We start from the raw sequence: 17,420 nt of genomic DNA, 5'->3' as shown, positions 1-17,420 counted from the left end.
GAATCCTGATAGATTGTCTTTTTTTATTATTCAGTATTTGAAGGGGATGTAGTAAACATGAAGAATTTTTATAGAGGAAGTATTTTCTTTCTTGTCATGCTTTTTATCATGGCTGGATGTAATGGGAATGCAATTAATACGACTAAAAATAAAGATGAGACAAAGGTGGCAGAGGAAACAATGAACCCTTCTTTTTATGTGGATCCATCAATTGATTTTACAACGAATGCAATGACTTCAATTATTATTGAGTTCAAAACAAAGCCTGCTGTAGTAGCTGTTAAGGAAGCAGAGGCAGCTGGAAAAGAACTTACTTTAGAAGAAGCGACTAAGCAAGTAGAGGAAAGCCATGCGAAATTTCAAGAGGAATTAAAAACTCTCCTGGAGGACCAACATGTACCATATATGATTAGGCATGTTTATAAGTCAGCACTGAATGGAGTGTCTATGGAATTACCGGGAAAAGATATTAAAAGATTATCCAAATCGACTGTAATTGCAAGAATTTATCCGAATAAAAAAGTGCATATTATGCCTCCAGTTACACCAAATAATCAAAAATAAATTTAATGATAAGTATAGAAAAAGAGAGTTTTGGAGGAGAGTTATTAAAAAAGGAAAGTTGGACAAAATGGTTCATTCGTTTCTGAGATTGGTTTTGGTTGTATGGGAATGTTTTGGTTTTACATGGAAGCTAATCGTAAATCAGTTTGTTTAATGCTTGTAGACTATTACCATGTGTATAGTCTATTTTTTTATAAACTCAAAAAAACTACCTAGAATATATTTAAAAAAATTTTGAATTTTTAATAGTTTTTGTTCTGCAAAAACAAAATAAATTTGCTATTATGTTAGAAAAAAGCTAAAAGTGAAGGTGAAAAACACGATGGAAATTCATTTAGTTGCAAAAGATGAGCTAGAGGCTTCAGGGATTCGATGGGTCGTGGAATCGCACTTTACTGGTATTACCCTTGTTTCATGGAAAACAATGGGAGAATTTGAAAAGGCTATTCAAAAACAGCAGCCCGAACTGGTCATATTTGATATGGACAATTGGAAAAATGAAAGTGAAAGATTTGGGGATTTAATTCAAAAATTTTCTATTCGCTGGTTAGGCATCTCATCTGAACGAATCTTTCAAACTGCCTATCTTGCATTACAGTATCGAGCAGAGGATGTATTATTTCGTCCTTTTTCGCCTACTGATTTAATTAAGCATATACAACAATTACGTTATCAAATTCGTAATAAAGAAAGATCCTTTACTAGAAATATTAACGAAGAAATTAACTCATTTAACATAGATTATCCGGACCTTTTTCTGAATGATCGAAAGTACGATGGCCCAATTACTATGGTTGCTTTTTTGACACCAAACTCAGGAACACTTCCACTTGTGTATAAAGCATTGGAACGAAATCCATTTACGGGGAAAAATCGTATATTCGTATTATCAGGATTTATATTAAGTGTGCATGAAGCTGATGAAGAAGTGTTATTACAGGACGAATATAATGCATTTCTTACTCGGTGGAAGGAAATGATGGATGAGCCACTCGCAATCGTTATGAAAGTTGGTGCTCCGGAGGAAACATTAAAAAATATATACGAACAAACACTTCAGCTAACACGAAGAATCTTCTTTGAAGGTTATGATATTATTTTGGCGGAAAATGATCCGATGCCCTTTCAAGAAAAGGACCCATTCCTTACACCATTAGAGCAACGTCATTGGATTGAAATGTTAGAAAAAAGAGACGCAAAAGCAATTCGAGATTGGATGGAACGAGAATTTTTAACAATTCAACAGCCTTATCCAGATCCGGAAATTGTTCGAATCAGATTAACAAGCGTACTTGCACAAATAAGAAGATATATGAAATCGAATAATCTCCAAAATGCATCATGGGAAGGAATTTATTATGATATTTTCCAAAAAATTGTTCATGGCCCAATCATTTATCAAATTGTTCAAGAATTGTTAGATTTTACAACAAGTCTATTATTACAGGGGCATGATGCTTTACAAGAAGGCCACCGTACACTAGTCGAAAAAACAAGGGAGTTAATTGAATCGAATTACTGGGATGCGGGATGGAGTTTAACAGATTGCGCGGATACACTTCGAATCAATAAAAGTACACTAAGTCGTCGATTTGCAGCTGAATCAAATCAATCGTTTAGAGCCACTCTCCATGAAGTACGAATAAGAGAAGCTAAACGATTATTAGATGAAACGGACCTGCCATTAGATGAGATTTCAAGATTAAGTGGCTATTCTCACCAATCATATTTTAATGCAAAGTTCAAAATGCTAGAAGGATGTACACCTTTAGTTTATCGATCTGGTTTGTAGGACTAGAAAGTCTTTTATTAGAAGCAGTAAGGGGAAAACGCTAGATTGTTATAGTATTTCTTTTAGGAAAACTGTAATCAACGACCATCAAACTATAATACAAAAATAAAGGAGAGCTTATGGAACTTAAAGAAGTAACTTATGAACATATCGTAGAACTTTCTGAGGAAGCTAATGCTTTATTTGAAGCACAAAATTTTGATGGCGCCATTAAAAAGTATAAAGAGGCTTTAGAATTAATACCTAAGCCTAAATTTACGTGGGAAGCTAGTGCTTGGATTCTAACATCAATCGGAGACGTTTATTTTTATTTAAACGATTATTCTAAAGCAAAGAATTATTTTTACGATGCATTTAATTGTCCTGGGGGATTGAACAACCCATATATATTATTGAGATTGGGGCAGGTTTTATTTGAAACACATGATGAAGAAAAAGCAAAGGAATATTTATTGAGAGCATATTTGTTGAAGGCTGGGGAGATTTTTAAAGAGGAAGATCCAAAATATTTAAAACTCATACTTGCGATAATTTAGGAGAAAAAATAGATATTGTCTGTGAAAATGATCTGTGAGTTAATAAAAGGAGTTACAACTATGAACGAATGGAATAAATTATTTTTAGTCGGAGAACAAGATGGTGTAAAAGGAGATTTTAATACATTAATTTCAATGATGAATTATGTAAGATATACAACTCTAGAAGCAATTAAAGATATTACAGTAGAGGAACTAGATTATTTGCATTCTAAAGCAAGCAATTCGATTGGGATGCTACTTACTCACATGGCAGGGGTTGAGTATTGGTATCAACTTAATACATTTGAAAATCGAGATTTAAATTCAGAAGAAGAAAAGAAATGGTTACCAGGTTTAGATTTAGATGAAGCAGCTAGGGAACGTATTAAAGGTAATGATGCAAACTATTATATTAATCTCTTAAATTCGATTCGAGAAGATACATATACAAAATTTAATACACTTTCAGATGAGTGGTTACATGAGCAGACTGAATTTGGAAATACAAAAGCTACAAACTACTTTAAATGGTTTCATGTGTTTGAGGATGAAATCAATCATCGTGGTCAAATAAGAATGATTCGTAAATTGTATAAAAATAGTTAAAAATGGCCTGTATCTAAGATTAATGGTAATCGATGATACAGGCTTAAATTTTGTTTTTTTATTTACTATTACAAATCATTAGTACATTTCCATCCAAATCCTCAAAGTTAAAATAAGCAAATTCTCCAATGCGTTCAATCTCTTTTACGATCGAAATATGATTTTCTTTCATAAATAGGTAAGCTTGGTCTATGTCATCTGAGTAGAAATTAAATAACACATTTTTTGAAGGTTGAAATTTGTAATCCGGATCAAAAGTGTGGTCGTCTAAAGTTAATCCAGTTGTACCTGTTACAGGGATATTAAATACAGGGGATTCTATTTGACTAAGATCGGTTGTAATGCCAAGGAGTCTACAATACCATTCAACTGACTTTTTTAGTTCCTTAACGTGAATAAAAACGTAGTTAACTTTGTTTGTAATTGGAGAAATGATTGATTTCATAATGATTCCACCCTTCGATTTAATCAATTTATGATTTCAACGTGAATGATGATAAACCTCTATTATTTTCATCGTATTTTTTAAAATAGTCTAATTAATTAATAGATTTTGAGATAGATTATAAAAATATAATTAAAAGATAAGTATAGTGAAATGCATTATAAAATAATCATCATTTTATAATAAAATATCTAAAAATTCGTGTTAGACTGAAAACATCAAATCTAGGGGGTATTAAATTATGAATACGGTTACAGTTGATAAAGTAGTTAGATATAGAGGTACGGAATTAAATACAAAAGGTTGGCAACAAGAAGCAGTTCTTCGTATGTTAATGAATAATTTAGATCCAGATGTAGCAGAGCGTCCAGAGGATCTTGTTGTATATGGTGGAATTGGTAAAGCAGCTCGTAACTGGGAGTGCTTCGATGCGATTGTTGAATCATTAAAGAATTTAGAAAATGATGAAACATTATTAGTTCAATCTGGTAAACCAGTTGCGATTTTTAAATCTCATACGGATGCACCACGTGTTTTAATTGCTAACTCAAATCTAGTACCTGCTTTTGCTAATTGGGATACTTTCCACGAATTAGATAAAAAAGGTTTAATGATGTACGGACAAATGACAGCTGGTAGCTGGATCTATATTGGTTCTCAAGGTATTGTTCAAGGAACATACGAAACATTTGCTGAATTAGCAAAACAACATTTCAATGGCACACTTCAAGGTACAATTACTGTTACAGCTGGTCTTGGTGGAATGGGTGGAGCTCAACCACTAGCTGTTACAATGAATGGTGGAGTATGCATTGGGATCGATGTAGATGAAACTAGAATCGATCGTCGTATCGAAACTAGATATACGGATGTAAAAACAGATTCTTTAGATGAGGCAATTCGTCTTGCTGAGGAAGCGAAAAAAGAAGGTAAAGCATTATCAATCGGCCTAATCGGAAATGCATCTGAAATTTTACCAGAAATGATTGCTAGAAACTTTATTCCAGAAGTATTAACTGACCAAACATCTGCGCACGATCCATTAAACGGTTATACTCCATCTGGAATGTCATTAGAAGAAGCTGCAGAATTAAGAGCTTCAAACCCAGAACTTTATGTTGCTCGTTCAAAAGCTTCAATGGCAACTCATGTTAAAGCAATGCTTGAAATGATGGAAAAAGGTTCTGTCACATTTGATTACGGTAATAACATTCGTCAAGTTGCGAAGGATGAAGGCGTAGAGAATGCATTTGATTTCCCAGGATTCGTTCCAGCATATATCCGCCCACAATTCTGTGAAGGGAAAGGACCTTTCCGTTGGGTAGCATTATCAGGTGATCCTGAGGATATTTACAAAACTGACCAAGCTATTTTACGTGAATTTGCTGATAATGAGCATTTATGTAACTGGATTCGTATGGCCGGTGAAAAAGTAGAATTCCAAGGTCTACCTTCTCGTATTTGCTGGTTAGGATACGGCGAGCGCGCTCGTTTCGGTAAAATTTTAAATGACATGGTTGCAAGTGGTGAATTAAAAGCTCCAATCGTAATTGGAAGAGACCACTTAGATTCAGGTTCTGTAGCATCTCCAAATCGTGAAACTGAAAGCATGATGGATGGATCAGATGTAGTAGCAGACTGGCCAATCTTAAATGCAATGATTAACGCAGTTGGTGGAGCAACTTGGGTATCAGTTCATCACGGTGGTGGAGTAGGAATGGGTTACTCTTTACACGCTGGTGTCGTAATTGTTGCAGATGGTACAAAAGAAGCAGAAGCACGTATTGAGCGCGTATTAACAACAGACCCTGGAATGGGTGTAGTTCGTCACGCTGATGCAGGTTATGAGCTAGCTAAACAAACTGCTCGTGAAAGAGGAGTAAATATTCCAATGCTTGATAAAGGGACTGATAAGTAATGACTAAACCAATTTGGATTAAAAATGCTGCTCAATTAGCAACGCTTGCTTCAAACGTGAAAGGACCTCGCTCAAAGGAAGCAATGTCAGAGCTTGGTTTAATTGAAGACGGTAGCTTATGGATTGAAGATGGAGTGATCCAAGCTGTTGGAACAACAAAAGAAATTCAAGATCGCTATGCAAAAAAAATTCATGAAGCACAAGTAGTTGATGCATCAAATCAACTTGTTACTCCTGGTCTAGTGGATCCACATACACATGTTGTGTATGGTGGAAGCCGTGAGCGTGAATTTGAAATGCGTCTTGAAGGTGCAACATATATGGATATTATGAATGCGGGTGGCGGAATTCATGCGACTGCCCGCATGACTCGTGAAGCAACTGAAGAAGAATTGATGGCACAAACGATGCGACGTCTAGATTCTTTTATTGCACATGGCGTGACGACTGTAGAAAGTAAAAGCGGTTATGGTATGGATTTAGAAACCGAGCTAAAGCAGTTAAGAGTTATGAAAAAATTAAAATACATGCATGCAGTTGAATTAGTTCCTACTTTTATGGGTGCTCATGCAGTGCCGAAAGAGTTTAAAGGACGAGAAGATGAATTTGTTGATCACTTAATTAACGACATGCTACCAATTATCGCAGAAGAAAAATTAGCTGAATTTAATGACGTATTCTGTGAAAAAGGTGTATTTACACCAGAACAATCAGAGAGAATTTTAGAAGCAGGTAAAAAATATGATTTAATCCCAAAAATTCATGCTGATGAAATTGAACCTTATGGTGGAGCGGAATTAGCAGCAAAAATTGGTGCTATTTCAGCTGAGCATTTATTAAAAGCTTCTGATGAAGGTATTTCTGCAATGGCAAAATCAGGAACAATTGCTTGTCTTCTACCTGCAACTGCACTTTATTTACGTGAAGATGCTGCAAAAGGAAGAAAAATGATTGATGAAGGAGTAGCTGTGGCAATTTCAACTGACTGTAATCCGGGTTCTTCACCGACTACGTCGATGCCGCTTGTAATGAATTTAGCTTGTATATCAATGCGACTTACTCCAGCTGAAAGCTTAACGGCAGCAACATACAACGCTGCGTGTGCAATTAATCGCCAAGATCAAATTGGATCACTTGAAGTTGGAAAACAAGCAGATATCGTATTGTGGAATGTTAAAAACTATCAAGAATTACAATATTTATTTGGCGTTAACCATGTGAAATCCGTTTGGAAAAAGGGTATAAAGATTGTGTAATTAGCAACAGATAATGATAAATATATGGGGGTCCCTTCTGATAAAAATTATATAGGAGGAACAATCTTTAATGAAAAATAATTATCGATTCTTTATCATTTTTATGATCATCATCATCACGATTGTTAATTATATCGATCGAGGTGCAATTGCATATGCACAGGCAGAGATTATTAAAGAGTTTGGATTAAGTCCAGTAAGTTGGGGTGAAATTTTAGGTTACTTTGGATACGGCTATATATTTGGAGCATTATTTGGAGGGGCTTTCGCTGACAAAAAAGGTCCAAAATTTATGTGGTTACTTGCCGCAACTGCCTGGTCAATTTTTGAATTAGGCACTATATTTGCAGGTAATTTAGGTGCGACCTTATTTGGTGGCTCAGCTTTAGCTGGATTTGCAGTTTTCCGCGTATTATTTGGACTTGCAGAAGGACCTACATTCTCAACAATGAATAAAACAATGGCTAACTGGGTTTCTCCAAAAGAAAGAGGGTTTGCAGTTGCGCTTGGTTTAGTAGGTACACCAGTAGGAGCATTGATCACTGCACCAATCGTAGTTGCTTTATTATCAGTTGCAAGTTGGAAAGTAACATTTATTATTCTAGGGGTAGTAGGTTTAATTTGGGCATTTATTTGGTCTAAAGTATTTACAAACTTGCCAGAAGATAATCCAAAAGTCACAAAACAAGAACTTGAGTTAATCCGATTAAATAATCCGATTAGCGGAAAAAGTGAGCAAGAATCTACACCATGGTACTATTTTTTCAAAAATCCTACTCTAGTAATGAATGCAATTGGTTATTTTGCCTTTTTATATGTAAATATATTATTGCTTACTTGGACGCCAAAATATTTACAAGATGAATTTGGATTTTCATTAGCATCACTAGGATTTGTTGGAATGATTCCATGGATTGGAGCTATTTTTACAGGTTTACTAGGAGGTAAAATATCAGATTCACTTCTTAGAAAAACAGGCAATTTACGTATTGCTAGATCTTGGTTCACAGTCATTTCATTATTCTTTACAGCAATTTGTTTCATGCTAATTCCAACCGTTCAAAGTGCAACTGCAGTCTTGATTTTAATGTGTATAGGTAATGCATTTAACTATTTACCAAACTCGATTTATTGGACAGTAGTATTGGATACGGAACCTAAAAAAGCTGGAACATTTGGGGGAGTAACACATTTCATCGCAAACCTAGCTACAATCATTGCGCCAACCTTAACTGGTAGCTTAGTAGCAAAACACGGTTACAGTGCAATGTTTATTGCAGCATCAATTGCTGTAACGTTAGGGATGGTTGCTATGATCTTTGTGAAACCAGGAAAACGTGAAAAAACGGCTAGACCTTCAAATAATCTTGCGGGTTAATCATATGAAAAAGAGAAATTGTTTCGGCAATTTCTTTTTTTTTTTCCTATCTTCAAATAGAGCATATTTTAACTTGACATGCAACTAATTGGTTGCTTAATATGTAAGCAATGAGGAGGCGAAAGCAATCGATAAAGTTTTTAAAGCACTTGCCGATTCAAATCGTAGAAAATTGCTTGATGAATTATTTGTATATAACGGTCAAACATTATCTGAATTATGTCAACATCTTGATATGAGTAGACAAGCAGTAACTAAACACCTAATGATTTTAGAAGAAGCAAACCTAGTTGTCATAGAATGGCATGGTCGAAATAAACTTCACTATCTTAATCCTGTACCGATTAGCGAAATTTCAAAGCGATGGATCAACAAGTACGAACATAATCGTTTAGATGCATTAAGTGAATTAAATAAACTTGAGGAGGATTTCAACAATGAATAAACCACAATTTGTTTATGTTACATATATCGCAACAACACCCGAAAAACTATGGGAAGCATTAACGAGTACTCAATTTACTGAAAAATACTTTTTCGGTACTGCCATTGAATCTGATTGGCAAGTAGGCTCAACGGTTTCTTATTTACGAAATGGTGAAGTGACAGATTATGGAACGATTTTAAAATGTGAGCCATATCGTTTACTTTCGTTTACATGGAATCATACAAATGATCCGACGAATCGTAAAGAACCATCAATCGTCACATTTGTGTTAAAAGAATTAGAATCGACTGTTAGATTAACGCTGAAACATGAAAATCTTGAAACGACTGATTTTGTGGATCGTGATGATACGTTTGAAGGATTAAACAATGGCTGGCCAGCGATATTAAGTAACTTAAAGAGTTTGCTAGAAACAGGTAAGACATTGCCACCTATTTCTATTTCATAATTTAAAAGAGGCTATTCCGTAAGTCAGGATAACTGACAAAGGGAGGTCTCTTTTTTTATCTACATTTAATTTCTATACCGTCCACAAAATGTCCAACTTAACCCAATTATCTACAAAATATAAAAATATTGAAAAAAAGAATTAGTTATGAAATAAAAGCGTACTTGAATATAAATTTAATAAAACCTGTCTACGGAGGACTATTTATGACTTTTGTTGCAATTTATACAGTTGGTAGGCTAAAACACCCATATGACCACTCTGCCTCTCGTCAATTTTTTTCTGTAGGAAATGATGTCTTTCGTCAGGCTACAAAATCAGGAAATATGATTGATGCGTTTTCATCTGATGGAATTTCTCTCCCTAAAGAAGCTAATAAGGGGGAAGGCGCTCCTATACTTACACTAACCGTTTGGAAGAACTTAGAATCCCTATATCGTTTTACGTACTCCGGACACCATAAACAAGCATTGAAAGATCGAGGTAAATGGATGGAATCTTATAAGGAGAAGCATCTTTCATATGTTATATGGTGGACCGAGAAACAAAGTGATGTTTCGTGGGAAGAGGCCTTTAAAAGATATGACTATTATATTCAAAATGGACCGACTCCTACTGCTTTTGATTTTAAGCATGCATTTGATCAATATGGTGAATTGCTATTCATTAAGTAGTAATAGGTTTCTAGATAGATTGCATCATAATGAGGAATAAGTAGGAATTTTTCGAAAAACAAACAATTCCTACTTGATTTATAGGAATACTTGTATTAATATTTTCGTAAATTAAATTATTAAAAGAAAAGGGGGAGAAAAATGAATACATTTCTTATCTGCGTAAATGTTGCGATCTTATTAGTACTTATGTATGGATTGTATCTTTTGCAAAAAAAGCATGTATCTTTTTCAAAGCGTGTATTCGCAGGTTTAGGTTTAGGTCTTATTTTTGGTTATATTATTCATTTAATCTATGGAACTGAACATGATGTTACAGTTGGAACAATCGACTGGTTTAGCATTGTTGGTAGTGGTTATGTAAAACTATTACAAATGATTGTCATGCCACTAGTATTCGTTTCAATTGTCGGTGCGTTTACAAAATTAAAATTAACAAAGAATATCGGTAAAATTAGTGTCCTTGTTATTGGGATCCTTCTTGGTACAACAGCTATTTCAGCAGCTATCGGAATTGGTTCCGCTTTAGGATTTGGACTTGATGGAATCAAACTATCAGAAGGTGCTCAAGAGACTGCTAGAATTACAGAATTACAAGGTCGAGTGCCAACTGTAGAATCGTTGACAATCCCTAAACAAATCCTTGAATTATTTCCAAGTAATCCATTTTTAGATTTAACTGGTGCACGTGCAACTTCAACAATTGCAGTTGTTATTTTTGCAGCTATTGTGGGAATTGCATACTTAGGAGTAAAACGAAAAGAGCCTGAAACTGCAGAGTTTTTTGCTAAAATAATTGATACACTATATTCAATTACGATGAGAGTCGTATCATTAATTCTTCGTTTAACACCATATGGAATCTTAGCAATCATTACAAAAGTAGCAGCAACAAGTGATTATGATGCAATCGTAAAATTAGGTAAGTTTGTAATTGCGTCCTATGTGGCTTTAATCTTAATGTTTATTGTGCATTTATTATTATTATCATTTGCAAAACTAAGCCCAGTAAGTTATGTGAAAAAAGCCTTACCAACTTTAACATTTGCATTTACATCACGTACAAGTGCGGGAACATTACCAATGACAATCAAAACACAAACAAAAGATTTTGGTGTTTCAGAAGGTATTGCAAACTTCGCTGGTTCGTTTGGACTTTCAATCGGTCAAAATGGATGTGCTGGTATTTACCCAGCAATGTTAGCTGTAATGGTAGCTCCATCAGCTGGTGTAGATCCAACAAGTGTATCATTTATTATCTCTCTAATTCTAATCGTAGCAATCAGTTCATTCGGTGTAGCTGGTGTCGGTGGAGGAGCAACTTTTGCAGCTCTTATCGTCCTTTCAGTTATGAATCTTCCAATCGCGATCGTTGGATTACTAATTTCAGTTGAACCTCTAATCGACATGGGCCGTACAGCTCTAAACGTTAGTGGAGCAATGACATCAGGTATCCTAACAAGTAAAGCAACTGGAGAATTCGAAAAAGAAGTTTATCAGCAAGCGGATGTTGTAGAGGCATAATTTAAAAGTCTAATAAAAAGAGTCCCTAATAAAATTATTTACTAGGGACTCTTTTTTTATCAAACTAATGAAACATTATCTACAAACTGTTGCTCATCAAACTAACCCAAAATCAACTGAGAATGGGAAAACTATAGTGGCTAGTCTAATAGAAAAGGAGATAAAAAACAAGTCCTAATCATTAACGTTAGGACTTGTTTTTTAATCTATTGCAGTTAGTAAGTTAAAATGAAAGGGCTAATTGATCAGCTTTTTCAAGACCCTTTGTAATGATTTCTTCTGCTTGTTCTGGGAATTGGTTATGTCCTTCAATCACAACTGTCTCAATATCTTTTGCACCAAAGAAGTGCATCATACTTGAAACAAATTTAACAGCCATCTCTACATTAGCAGCAGGTCCTTCAGAATAGACACCACCACGTGCGTTTAACAAGACGATTTTTTTATCACCAATTAATCCAACTGGTCCCTCAGGTGTGTATTTAAATGTTTTACCTGCTCGATTTAAGTAATCAATATATGTGTGAAGTACAGCGGGTACCGTTAAGTTCCATAATGGGAATGCAAAGACTACTTTATCAGCTTCAAGAAATTGATTTAAGTATTTGTCTGCAATTTCTACAGCTTTTGCTTCTTCTTCAGTTAACTTCATCCCTTTACTTGACTTAAAAGTACCATTAATCATGTCAACGCCAACATAAGGTAAATTTTCTTCGTATAAATCTAGTTCGATTACATGATCATGTGGGTGAGATGCTTTATAACTTGTTAAAAACGTTTCATATAGTTTCACACTTACTGATTGTTCCGCTGGGCGGTTATTCGCTTTTATAAATAGTACTGTTGACATTATTTTTCCTCCAACTGTTTCATTTTTTTATAAGTTTTAGTAAATGAATACTCCATTTCTCCTCCGAGAGCTTCAGCCGTATCACCTGATCGTCTAAAGTCATGCAGGTAAATATCCTCAAATGGTCCAAAATCTACTTGTTTATAAAACTCGTAACATGGAAATCCATCATGCTCTCCTTGAATTGTAAGACTACCATCGCTTTTTGCTTGTACATTTAAAAGAAAGTCTGCAGTCGGTGCATTTACATTCAAAGGGTTACTAGCACTTGCACTCATTTGGAAACTAACTTCATCGTTACTCCATTTAATATTTTTACATAAAATCTGCTCTGAACTTGCTTTGCCAGTTGCTTTAGAAATAGAACCGTTTGATGCTGTAACTCTCATTGTTGTGATACCAGTATTTGCATATGTGAAAATTTTCTTTTTATAAAAATCCACAATTACTTCTTGTTCAATTCTAGAGCGCATAGTGTTTACGGCAAAAGGTGTAAACTCACGTGAGTCACCTTCAAATTCAATGATATTTCCTGATTCATTATCTAACCTAGGTTCAGTCCAAGGCATTGGAATAAATACACTTGCTCTAATCTTAACGAGTTTAACCATTTCGATCCCCCTTAAATCGAATTATTGAATCTAAGCAATGGGTATTTAGTCAATTTGATTGACCATATATCATAATGTACAATGTAAAATATATATAGTCAACTTAATTGACTTTAAAAGGAGGTTAAATATTGAAAATACAACAAGAGACTGATCTTACTTCACTTTTATCAATTGCCCTAAATACAATGTTAACTGAACTACATCAAAAATTAAGTGAAAGAGGATTTGATGATCTAAAACCTACTCATGGATTTTTGTTTAAGTGTATTTTGCCAAATGGGGCAACTGGTAATGAATTAGCTGATAAATTAGGGATTACTAAACAAGCTGTCAGTAAAATGGTTGACTATCTTGAAGAAAGAGGTTACGTAAAGCGACACTCTCATCCAACCGACAAGCGTGGAAAAACGATTGTTATAAGTGAAAGAGGTCAGCTTGCTATAAAGGAGAAGGAGGAAATTGTAGCTGAACTAGAAAAAAGCTTCATTCAAAAAATTGGTTCCAAACGAATGGATAATCTTAAAGAAGATTTGAGAAAAGTTGTTGAAATAGCTGATGAACAGAAACCGACTGCAAGAATTAGACCTGTTTGGTAAATAAGATCTGAATAGAAAGCTACAGGGCTTTCTTTTTTTATGCTTTTAATGATTTACTAAGAAGAATGAAAGGTTTTGAATAGGAGATTATTAACTTAATTAAATAGTAAATTGTTTAACTTTTTCGGTACTTCAATTAATTTATTGAATTTTCAATCTTTACAAACTGTACAAAACAATTTTATACTTATAATAGTTGGAATATTATTTCAATTTAAAATAAGTAGTTTTTGAAATTAATTTTCAATCAAGTGAATCAAACTTTTTACAAATAGTTCATTGATTATTTGGATAGCTTATTTTAATGGGAGGCGAACATAATTGACTAGAATGATTCGTAGTATCGTATCATCATCCTTATCAATTGCTTTAGTTACTACAACAGGTTCAGTCAGCTATGCACAATCAACATCGGAGAAAACCTCACTCCAATCTGAGGTGAATACAATGAAACAAAACAAACATAGTGAAAACTACCCTCTTTTAGGTAAAGTAAAACATCCTGAAGAGGTTGGCTTTTCATCTGAAAAACTAAAAGCTGTAGATGAATTAATCCAGCAAGACGTAAATAATGGTTTTCCAGGTGCAGTTCTAATGATTATCAAAGATGGGAAAATTGTAAAAAACACTGCTTATGGGTACTCAAAAAAATACGATGGGCTGACAGCACTTAAACATCCTCAGAAAATGAAGACTAATACAATGTTTGATTTGGCATCAAACACTAAAATGTATGCAGTTAACTTCGCTTTGCAACATCTTGTTAGTATAGGGAAAATAGACTTGAATTCCACTGTACAATCATACTTTCCAAATTTTAAAGATAAATCAACTGATATGATTAAAGGGAAGGATACCCTGCGTTTAATTGATATTTTACACCACACTGCTGGTTTTCCTGCAGATCCACAATATCACAATCCTACAATAGCAGGTTCCTTGTATACACAAAACCGTAATGAAACATTTGAGAAAATCGCTGAAACACCATTAGAATACGTACCAGGTACAAAAAACATTTATAGTGACGTAGACTATATGATCCTTGGTTTTATTATCGAGAAAGTAACTGGAAAACGGTTAGACGACTATGTAGAAAATACAATTTATAAGCCATTAGGTCTAAAACATACGATGTTTAATCCTTTGCAAAAAGGATTCAAACCAAAAGATTTCGCAGCAACCGAGTTAATGGGGAATTCCCGAGACGGTATGGTTTCCTTTCCGAATATCCGTACATACACAATTCAAGGAGAAGTGCACGATGAAAAGGCATATTACTCGATGGGTGGCGTATCTGGCCATGCGGGCCTTTTTTCAACGACAAGCGATTTAGCGGTTCTATTACAAGTAATGTTAAACGGCGGTGGGTATGGCAAAGTAAAACTATTTGATCAAAAAACGATTGATCAGTTTTCAGCACCTTCCGATCTAAACCCAACATATGGCTTAGGCTGGAGAAGAAATGGCTCTTTAAGTATGTCGTCTACATTTGGATTATATGCAAGTCCAAATGCGATTGGACATACTGGTTGGGTAGGCACTCTAACCATCATTGATCCAGATCATAATTTAGGGATTGTCTTATTAACCAATAAAAAACATTCACCTGTCATTAATCCACTAATTAATCCGAACAAATTTATTGGAGATGACTTTGCGACTGGACAATATAAAGCCGTGGCAACTGCTGTTTATGAAGCATTGATAAAGTAATAGTATAAGGAAAGAGAAAATCTTCTAGATAGGATGATTTTTCTCTTTTATATCATTAATGAAAAGCTAAGTATAAACCAAAGCAGTAAAATCTGTTTTTAAAAAATGAAATTAGAACTAGTACATTTCAATAGTCTCATATAAATTAGTAAGAGCTGTCTTTTTTAGATAGCTTTTTTAAGTTAAAAAAAATTGCATCTATCATTTAAAGGATGTGAAAGTTGATGTTGATTGTGTTACTAACGATACCAATTTTATTATTATCATTCTTTTGTTTATGGGTTTCAATTTTCAATAAAAAAATTTTTCTATTAAAGAAGATACTTTACTTCTTATTGGGAATAACCATCTTGATTATCACGATTTATCTTTTAGATTTCTATTTGTTTTTTCATCTTTAGAAGCACTTTCTTTTACTTAGGAAGAGTTTATATTTTGCTGATCAAAAATATTTTTTTGAACAGACAAAAGAATCAAGAAAACTTATGGTAAAATTAAATTACATATATTTCCAAATGAGTAACAGCTAATAATAATTAAAAAAATACATAATATAAAAATACTAGTGAAGAGGAGTATAGGATGAAAGAGTTTTTTTTGCTTTTAAAAAAAGGTAATAAATCTGCATTATTAGCAGCGATTGTTAACGCTGTAATAGCAATCATAAAAGGAATAGGTTTTGGTATGACAGGAAGTGTTGCACTTTTTGCAGAAATGATGCATAGTGCGGCCGATACTGCAAACCAACTTTTTGTTTTTAGCGGTTCAGCTTTAAGTAAAAAAGCCCCAACAGATCGCTTTCCAAATGGATTTGGTCGACTTGTAAATTTAGTTTTACTTGGAGCAGTATTAATTGTAGGAATTATGGCGTATGAAACGATTGTAGAAGGAATCCATCATATTGCACATCCAACCCAATCTTCAGGACTGACTATTACTCTTACTATTTTAGGTGCTTCGGTAGTCCTTGAAGCATTTGTACTTTTCAAAGCAATGAAAGAAATTAGTCATGAATTAGGAATAGCTACAAGTGGTTTCGGAGTGGTTACCGAGGCAATTTCGAATTTAGGAAAAGCGAAACCAGCTACGAAATTAGTTTTCTTAGAAGATACAGTAGCAACTCTAGGTGGATTATTAGCGATGATTGCTGTAATCATTGCTTACTTTACACCTTTTCACCAAGCTGAAGGTGTTGCTTCTGTCATCATTGGAATTTTGATGTTTTTTGTTGTTGGAAAAGTATTTCTTGATAATGCTGCAGGTGTAATTGGTGAATCCGATGAAGAAATGGAAGACAAGATCGGCGAAATCGTAATGGAAGATCCAGATGTCAAAGATATTCAAGTTCTTACAGTTTTAAAAGAGGGTGAAGATTTACATGTTGAATTAGAAATTGAACTAGATCCAAATTTAACAGTAGCTCAAGCTGACGACATAAAAGACCGATTAGAAGAAAAAATCATGAAAGAAAAAGGTGTTACAGACGTCATCATCGAGTTGGACGAAGATGATGGAATTCAAAATTGGATTGAAGATAACAAAACAGAATTAATTGAAAAAAAGTAACGCGTGAAACGACAACTACTATGTTTGTCGTTTTTTTTCATTTTGATAATTTGTAACAAAATCATTATTGTTTTTCAATTCCATCATTTTTCTTTATGATATACGGTTCGGTGGATTTTACAGTACCCATTACGACTAAATTGGAATAATCTTTCATTAATTCCTCAAGACGATCAAAGTTTCCAAAAAGGAAAATACTTACTTTGGCAAATTCTTCTTTTTCATTGGATTGATATTTTAACTGATTAGTGAAAAATGTAGAGTTTTTTAGATCAGTATCACTTTCAATTCTTTTCATATCTTTTATTACTTTAAAGGACGTATCTTTATTATGAATACATAAATTTTGCGAATAAAAGATGAAAAGAGAAAAGCTAATGAAGAAACAAATTTTAAAAATTAAACCTTTAAGTAATATTTTCATGTTCTCTCCAATTCAGAATTTATTTATTAAGAAAATCCTAATATATTAATATATTACCAGTAGAAAATACGTAGGGATGATAA

At 33.9% G+C, this 17,420-nt stretch carries 18 protein-coding genes; 14 read left to right on the top strand and 4 right to left on the bottom strand.

Annotation, left to right across the window (positions count from 1 at the left end; translation table 11 throughout):
* Window positions 1–57: 57 nt before the first annotated feature.
* From ACSBO6_RS15455 to ACSBO6_RS15440, 4 genes are all read left to right on the top strand, one after another.
* Window positions 58–564 (top strand): protease inhibitor I9 family protein, encoded by a 507-nt coding sequence (locus ACSBO6_RS15455; RefSeq protein ID WP_098843980.1) that lies wholly within the window; start codon window positions 58–60, stop codon window positions 562–564.
* Between the two features lie 322 nt (window positions 565–886).
* A complete protein-coding gene (locus ACSBO6_RS15450; RefSeq protein ID WP_098843979.1) occupies window positions 887–2,356 on the top strand; it encodes a helix-turn-helix transcriptional regulator in 1,470 nt (489 codons plus the stop codon).
* Between the two features lie 119 nt (window positions 2,357–2,475).
* A complete protein-coding gene (locus tag ACSBO6_RS15445; RefSeq protein WP_098843978.1) occupies window positions 2,476–2,892 on the top strand; it encodes a tetratricopeptide repeat protein in 417 nt (138 codons plus the stop codon).
* A 60-nt stretch (window positions 2,893–2,952) separates the two neighbouring features.
* Window positions 2,953–3,480 carry a DinB family protein gene (locus ACSBO6_RS15440; protein ID WP_098843977.1) on the top strand — a complete coding sequence of 176 codons (528 nt, stop codon included), beginning with the start codon at window positions 2,953–2,955 and terminating at the stop codon, window positions 3,478–3,480.
* A 58-nt stretch (window positions 3,481–3,538) separates the two neighbouring features.
* Here ACSBO6_RS15440 and ACSBO6_RS15435 read toward each other — a convergent pair whose 3' ends face one another.
* Window positions 3,539–3,925 carry a VOC family protein gene (locus ACSBO6_RS15435; RefSeq protein WP_498843646.1) on the bottom strand — a complete coding sequence of 129 codons (387 nt, stop codon included), beginning with the start codon at window positions 3,923–3,925 and terminating at the stop codon, window positions 3,539–3,541.
* A 241-nt stretch (window positions 3,926–4,166) separates the two neighbouring features.
* Here ACSBO6_RS15435 and hutU point away from each other — a divergent pair, with 241 nt between their 5' ends.
* From hutU to ACSBO6_RS15400, 7 genes are all read left to right on the top strand, one after another.
* Window positions 4,167–5,843, top strand: a complete 1,677-nt coding sequence (gene hutU, locus ACSBO6_RS15430; RefSeq protein ID WP_498843645.1) for a urocanate hydratase — start codon at window positions 4,167–4,169, stop codon at window positions 5,841–5,843.
* The gene (hutI, locus tag ACSBO6_RS15425; RefSeq protein WP_498843644.1) at window positions 5,843–7,099 is read left to right on the top strand and encodes an imidazolonepropionase; all 1,257 of its coding nucleotides are present in this window, start codon (window positions 5,843–5,845) and stop codon (window positions 7,097–7,099) included. Before hutU ends, hutI begins: the two co-directional genes overlap by 1 nt.
* A 70-nt stretch (window positions 7,100–7,169) precedes the next feature.
* Window positions 7,170–8,477 (top strand): MFS transporter, encoded by a 1,308-nt coding sequence (locus ACSBO6_RS15420; RefSeq protein WP_098843974.1) that lies wholly within the window; start codon window positions 7,170–7,172, stop codon window positions 8,475–8,477.
* A 127-nt stretch (window positions 8,478–8,604) separates the two neighbouring features.
* A complete protein-coding gene (locus tag ACSBO6_RS15415; RefSeq protein WP_098843973.1) occupies window positions 8,605–8,922 on the top strand; it encodes an ArsR/SmtB family transcription factor in 318 nt (105 codons plus the stop codon).
* Complete coding sequence (locus tag ACSBO6_RS15410; RefSeq protein WP_098843972.1) at window positions 8,915–9,373, top strand: SRPBCC family protein; 459 nt, start codon at window positions 8,915–8,917, stop codon at window positions 9,371–9,373. The genes ACSBO6_RS15415 and ACSBO6_RS15410 overlap by 8 nt, the downstream gene beginning before the upstream one ends.
* Before the next feature lie 206 nt (window positions 9,374–9,579).
* Window positions 9,580–10,047 (top strand): DUF3291 domain-containing protein, encoded by a 468-nt coding sequence (locus ACSBO6_RS15405; protein ID WP_498843643.1) that lies wholly within the window; start codon window positions 9,580–9,582, stop codon window positions 10,045–10,047.
* Window positions 10,048–10,188: 141 nt separating this feature from the next.
* On the top strand, window positions 10,189–11,571 hold the full coding sequence (locus tag ACSBO6_RS15400; protein ID WP_498843642.1) for an L-cystine transporter: 1,383 nt from the start codon (window positions 10,189–10,191) through the stop codon (window positions 11,569–11,571).
* Window positions 11,572–11,794: 223 nt separating this feature from the next.
* On the opposite strand, the gene ACSBO6_RS15395 is transcribed toward ACSBO6_RS15400, so the two are convergent.
* Together ACSBO6_RS15395 and ACSBO6_RS15390 are read right to left on the bottom strand one after the other, a co-directional pair.
* On the bottom strand, window positions 11,795–12,421 hold the full coding sequence (locus tag ACSBO6_RS15395; RefSeq protein WP_098843969.1) for an FMN-dependent NADH-azoreductase: 627 nt from the start codon (window positions 12,419–12,421) through the stop codon (window positions 11,795–11,797).
* Window positions 12,421–13,032 (bottom strand): DUF3238 domain-containing protein, encoded by a 612-nt coding sequence (locus tag ACSBO6_RS15390; RefSeq protein ID WP_098843968.1) that lies wholly within the window; start codon window positions 13,030–13,032, stop codon window positions 12,421–12,423. Before ACSBO6_RS15390 ends, ACSBO6_RS15395 begins: the two co-directional genes overlap by 1 nt.
* Before the next feature lie 188 nt (window positions 13,033–13,220).
* Here ACSBO6_RS15390 and ACSBO6_RS15385 point away from each other — a divergent pair, with 188 nt between their 5' ends.
* The 3 genes from ACSBO6_RS15385 (at window position 13,221) to ACSBO6_RS15375 (ending at window position 16,913) form a co-directional block, all read left to right on the top strand.
* Window positions 13,221–13,631 carry a MarR family winged helix-turn-helix transcriptional regulator gene (locus ACSBO6_RS15385; RefSeq protein ID WP_098844010.1) on the top strand — a complete coding sequence of 137 codons (411 nt, stop codon included), beginning with the start codon at window positions 13,221–13,223 and terminating at the stop codon, window positions 13,629–13,631.
* A gap of 342 nt (window positions 13,632–13,973) precedes the next feature.
* Window positions 13,974–15,347 (top strand): penicillin binding protein PBP4B, encoded by a 1,374-nt coding sequence (gene pbp4b, locus ACSBO6_RS15380; protein ID WP_483295155.1) that lies wholly within the window; start codon window positions 13,974–13,976, stop codon window positions 15,345–15,347.
* 582 nt (window positions 15,348–15,929) lie between these two features.
* On the top strand, window positions 15,930–16,913 hold the full coding sequence (locus ACSBO6_RS15375) for a cation diffusion facilitator family transporter (RefSeq protein ID WP_498843641.1): 984 nt from the start codon (window positions 15,930–15,932) through the stop codon (window positions 16,911–16,913).
* A gap of 64 nt (window positions 16,914–16,977) precedes the next feature.
* On the opposite strand, the gene ACSBO6_RS15370 is transcribed toward ACSBO6_RS15375, so the two are convergent.
* Window positions 16,978–17,337, bottom strand: coding sequence for a hypothetical protein (locus ACSBO6_RS15370; RefSeq protein WP_498843640.1), 360 nt, complete (start codon window positions 17,335–17,337; stop codon window positions 16,978–16,980).
* Window positions 17,338–17,420: the final 83 nt, after the last annotated feature.

The organism is Bacillus sp. AL-1R (genome assembly GCF_052180195.1).
Taxonomy (GTDB): Bacteria; Bacillota; Bacilli; order Bacillales; family Bacillaceae_G; genus Gottfriedia.
Note: the sequence above shows the minus strand (reverse complement) of the source record. Positions and strands in the feature narration are given on the sequence as shown.

Coding starts and splice junctions, on each gene's coding strand:
- ACSBO6_RS15455 (WP_098843980.1), top strand. CDS start 58: ATGAAGAATTTTTATAGAGGAAGTATTTTCTTTCTTGTCATGCTTTTT.
- ACSBO6_RS15450 (WP_098843979.1), top strand. CDS start 887: ATGGAAATTCATTTAGTTGCAAAAGATGAGCTAGAGGCTTCAGGGATT.
- ACSBO6_RS15445 (WP_098843978.1), top strand. CDS start 2,476: ATGGAACTTAAAGAAGTAACTTATGAACATATCGTAGAACTTTCTGAG.
- ACSBO6_RS15440 (WP_098843977.1), top strand. CDS start 2,953: ATGAACGAATGGAATAAATTATTTTTAGTCGGAGAACAAGATGGTGTA.
- ACSBO6_RS15435 (WP_498843646.1), bottom strand. CDS start 3,925: ATGAAATCAATCATTTCTCCAATTACAAACAAAGTTAACTACGTTTTT.
- hutU (WP_498843645.1), top strand. CDS start 4,167: ATGAATACGGTTACAGTTGATAAAGTAGTTAGATATAGAGGTACGGAA.
- hutI (WP_498843644.1), top strand. CDS start 5,843: ATGACTAAACCAATTTGGATTAAAAATGCTGCTCAATTAGCAACGCTT.
- ACSBO6_RS15420 (WP_098843974.1), top strand. CDS start 7,170: ATGAAAAATAATTATCGATTCTTTATCATTTTTATGATCATCATCATC.
- ACSBO6_RS15410 (WP_098843972.1), top strand. CDS start 8,915: ATGAATAAACCACAATTTGTTTATGTTACATATATCGCAACAACACCC.
- ACSBO6_RS15405 (WP_498843643.1), top strand. CDS start 9,580: ATGACTTTTGTTGCAATTTATACAGTTGGTAGGCTAAAACACCCATAT.
- ACSBO6_RS15400 (WP_498843642.1), top strand. CDS start 10,189: ATGAATACATTTCTTATCTGCGTAAATGTTGCGATCTTATTAGTACTT.
- ACSBO6_RS15395 (WP_098843969.1), bottom strand. CDS start 12,421: ATGTCAACAGTACTATTTATAAAAGCGAATAACCGCCCAGCGGAACAA.
- ACSBO6_RS15390 (WP_098843968.1), bottom strand. CDS start 13,032: ATGGTTAAACTCGTTAAGATTAGAGCAAGTGTATTTATTCCAATGCCT.
- ACSBO6_RS15385 (WP_098844010.1), top strand. CDS start 13,221: ATGTTAACTGAACTACATCAAAAATTAAGTGAAAGAGGATTTGATGAT.
- ACSBO6_RS15375 (WP_498843641.1), top strand. CDS start 15,930: ATGAAAGAGTTTTTTTTGCTTTTAAAAAAAGGTAATAAATCTGCATTA.
- ACSBO6_RS15370 (WP_498843640.1), bottom strand. CDS start 17,337: ATGAAAATATTACTTAAAGGTTTAATTTTTAAAATTTGTTTCTTCATT.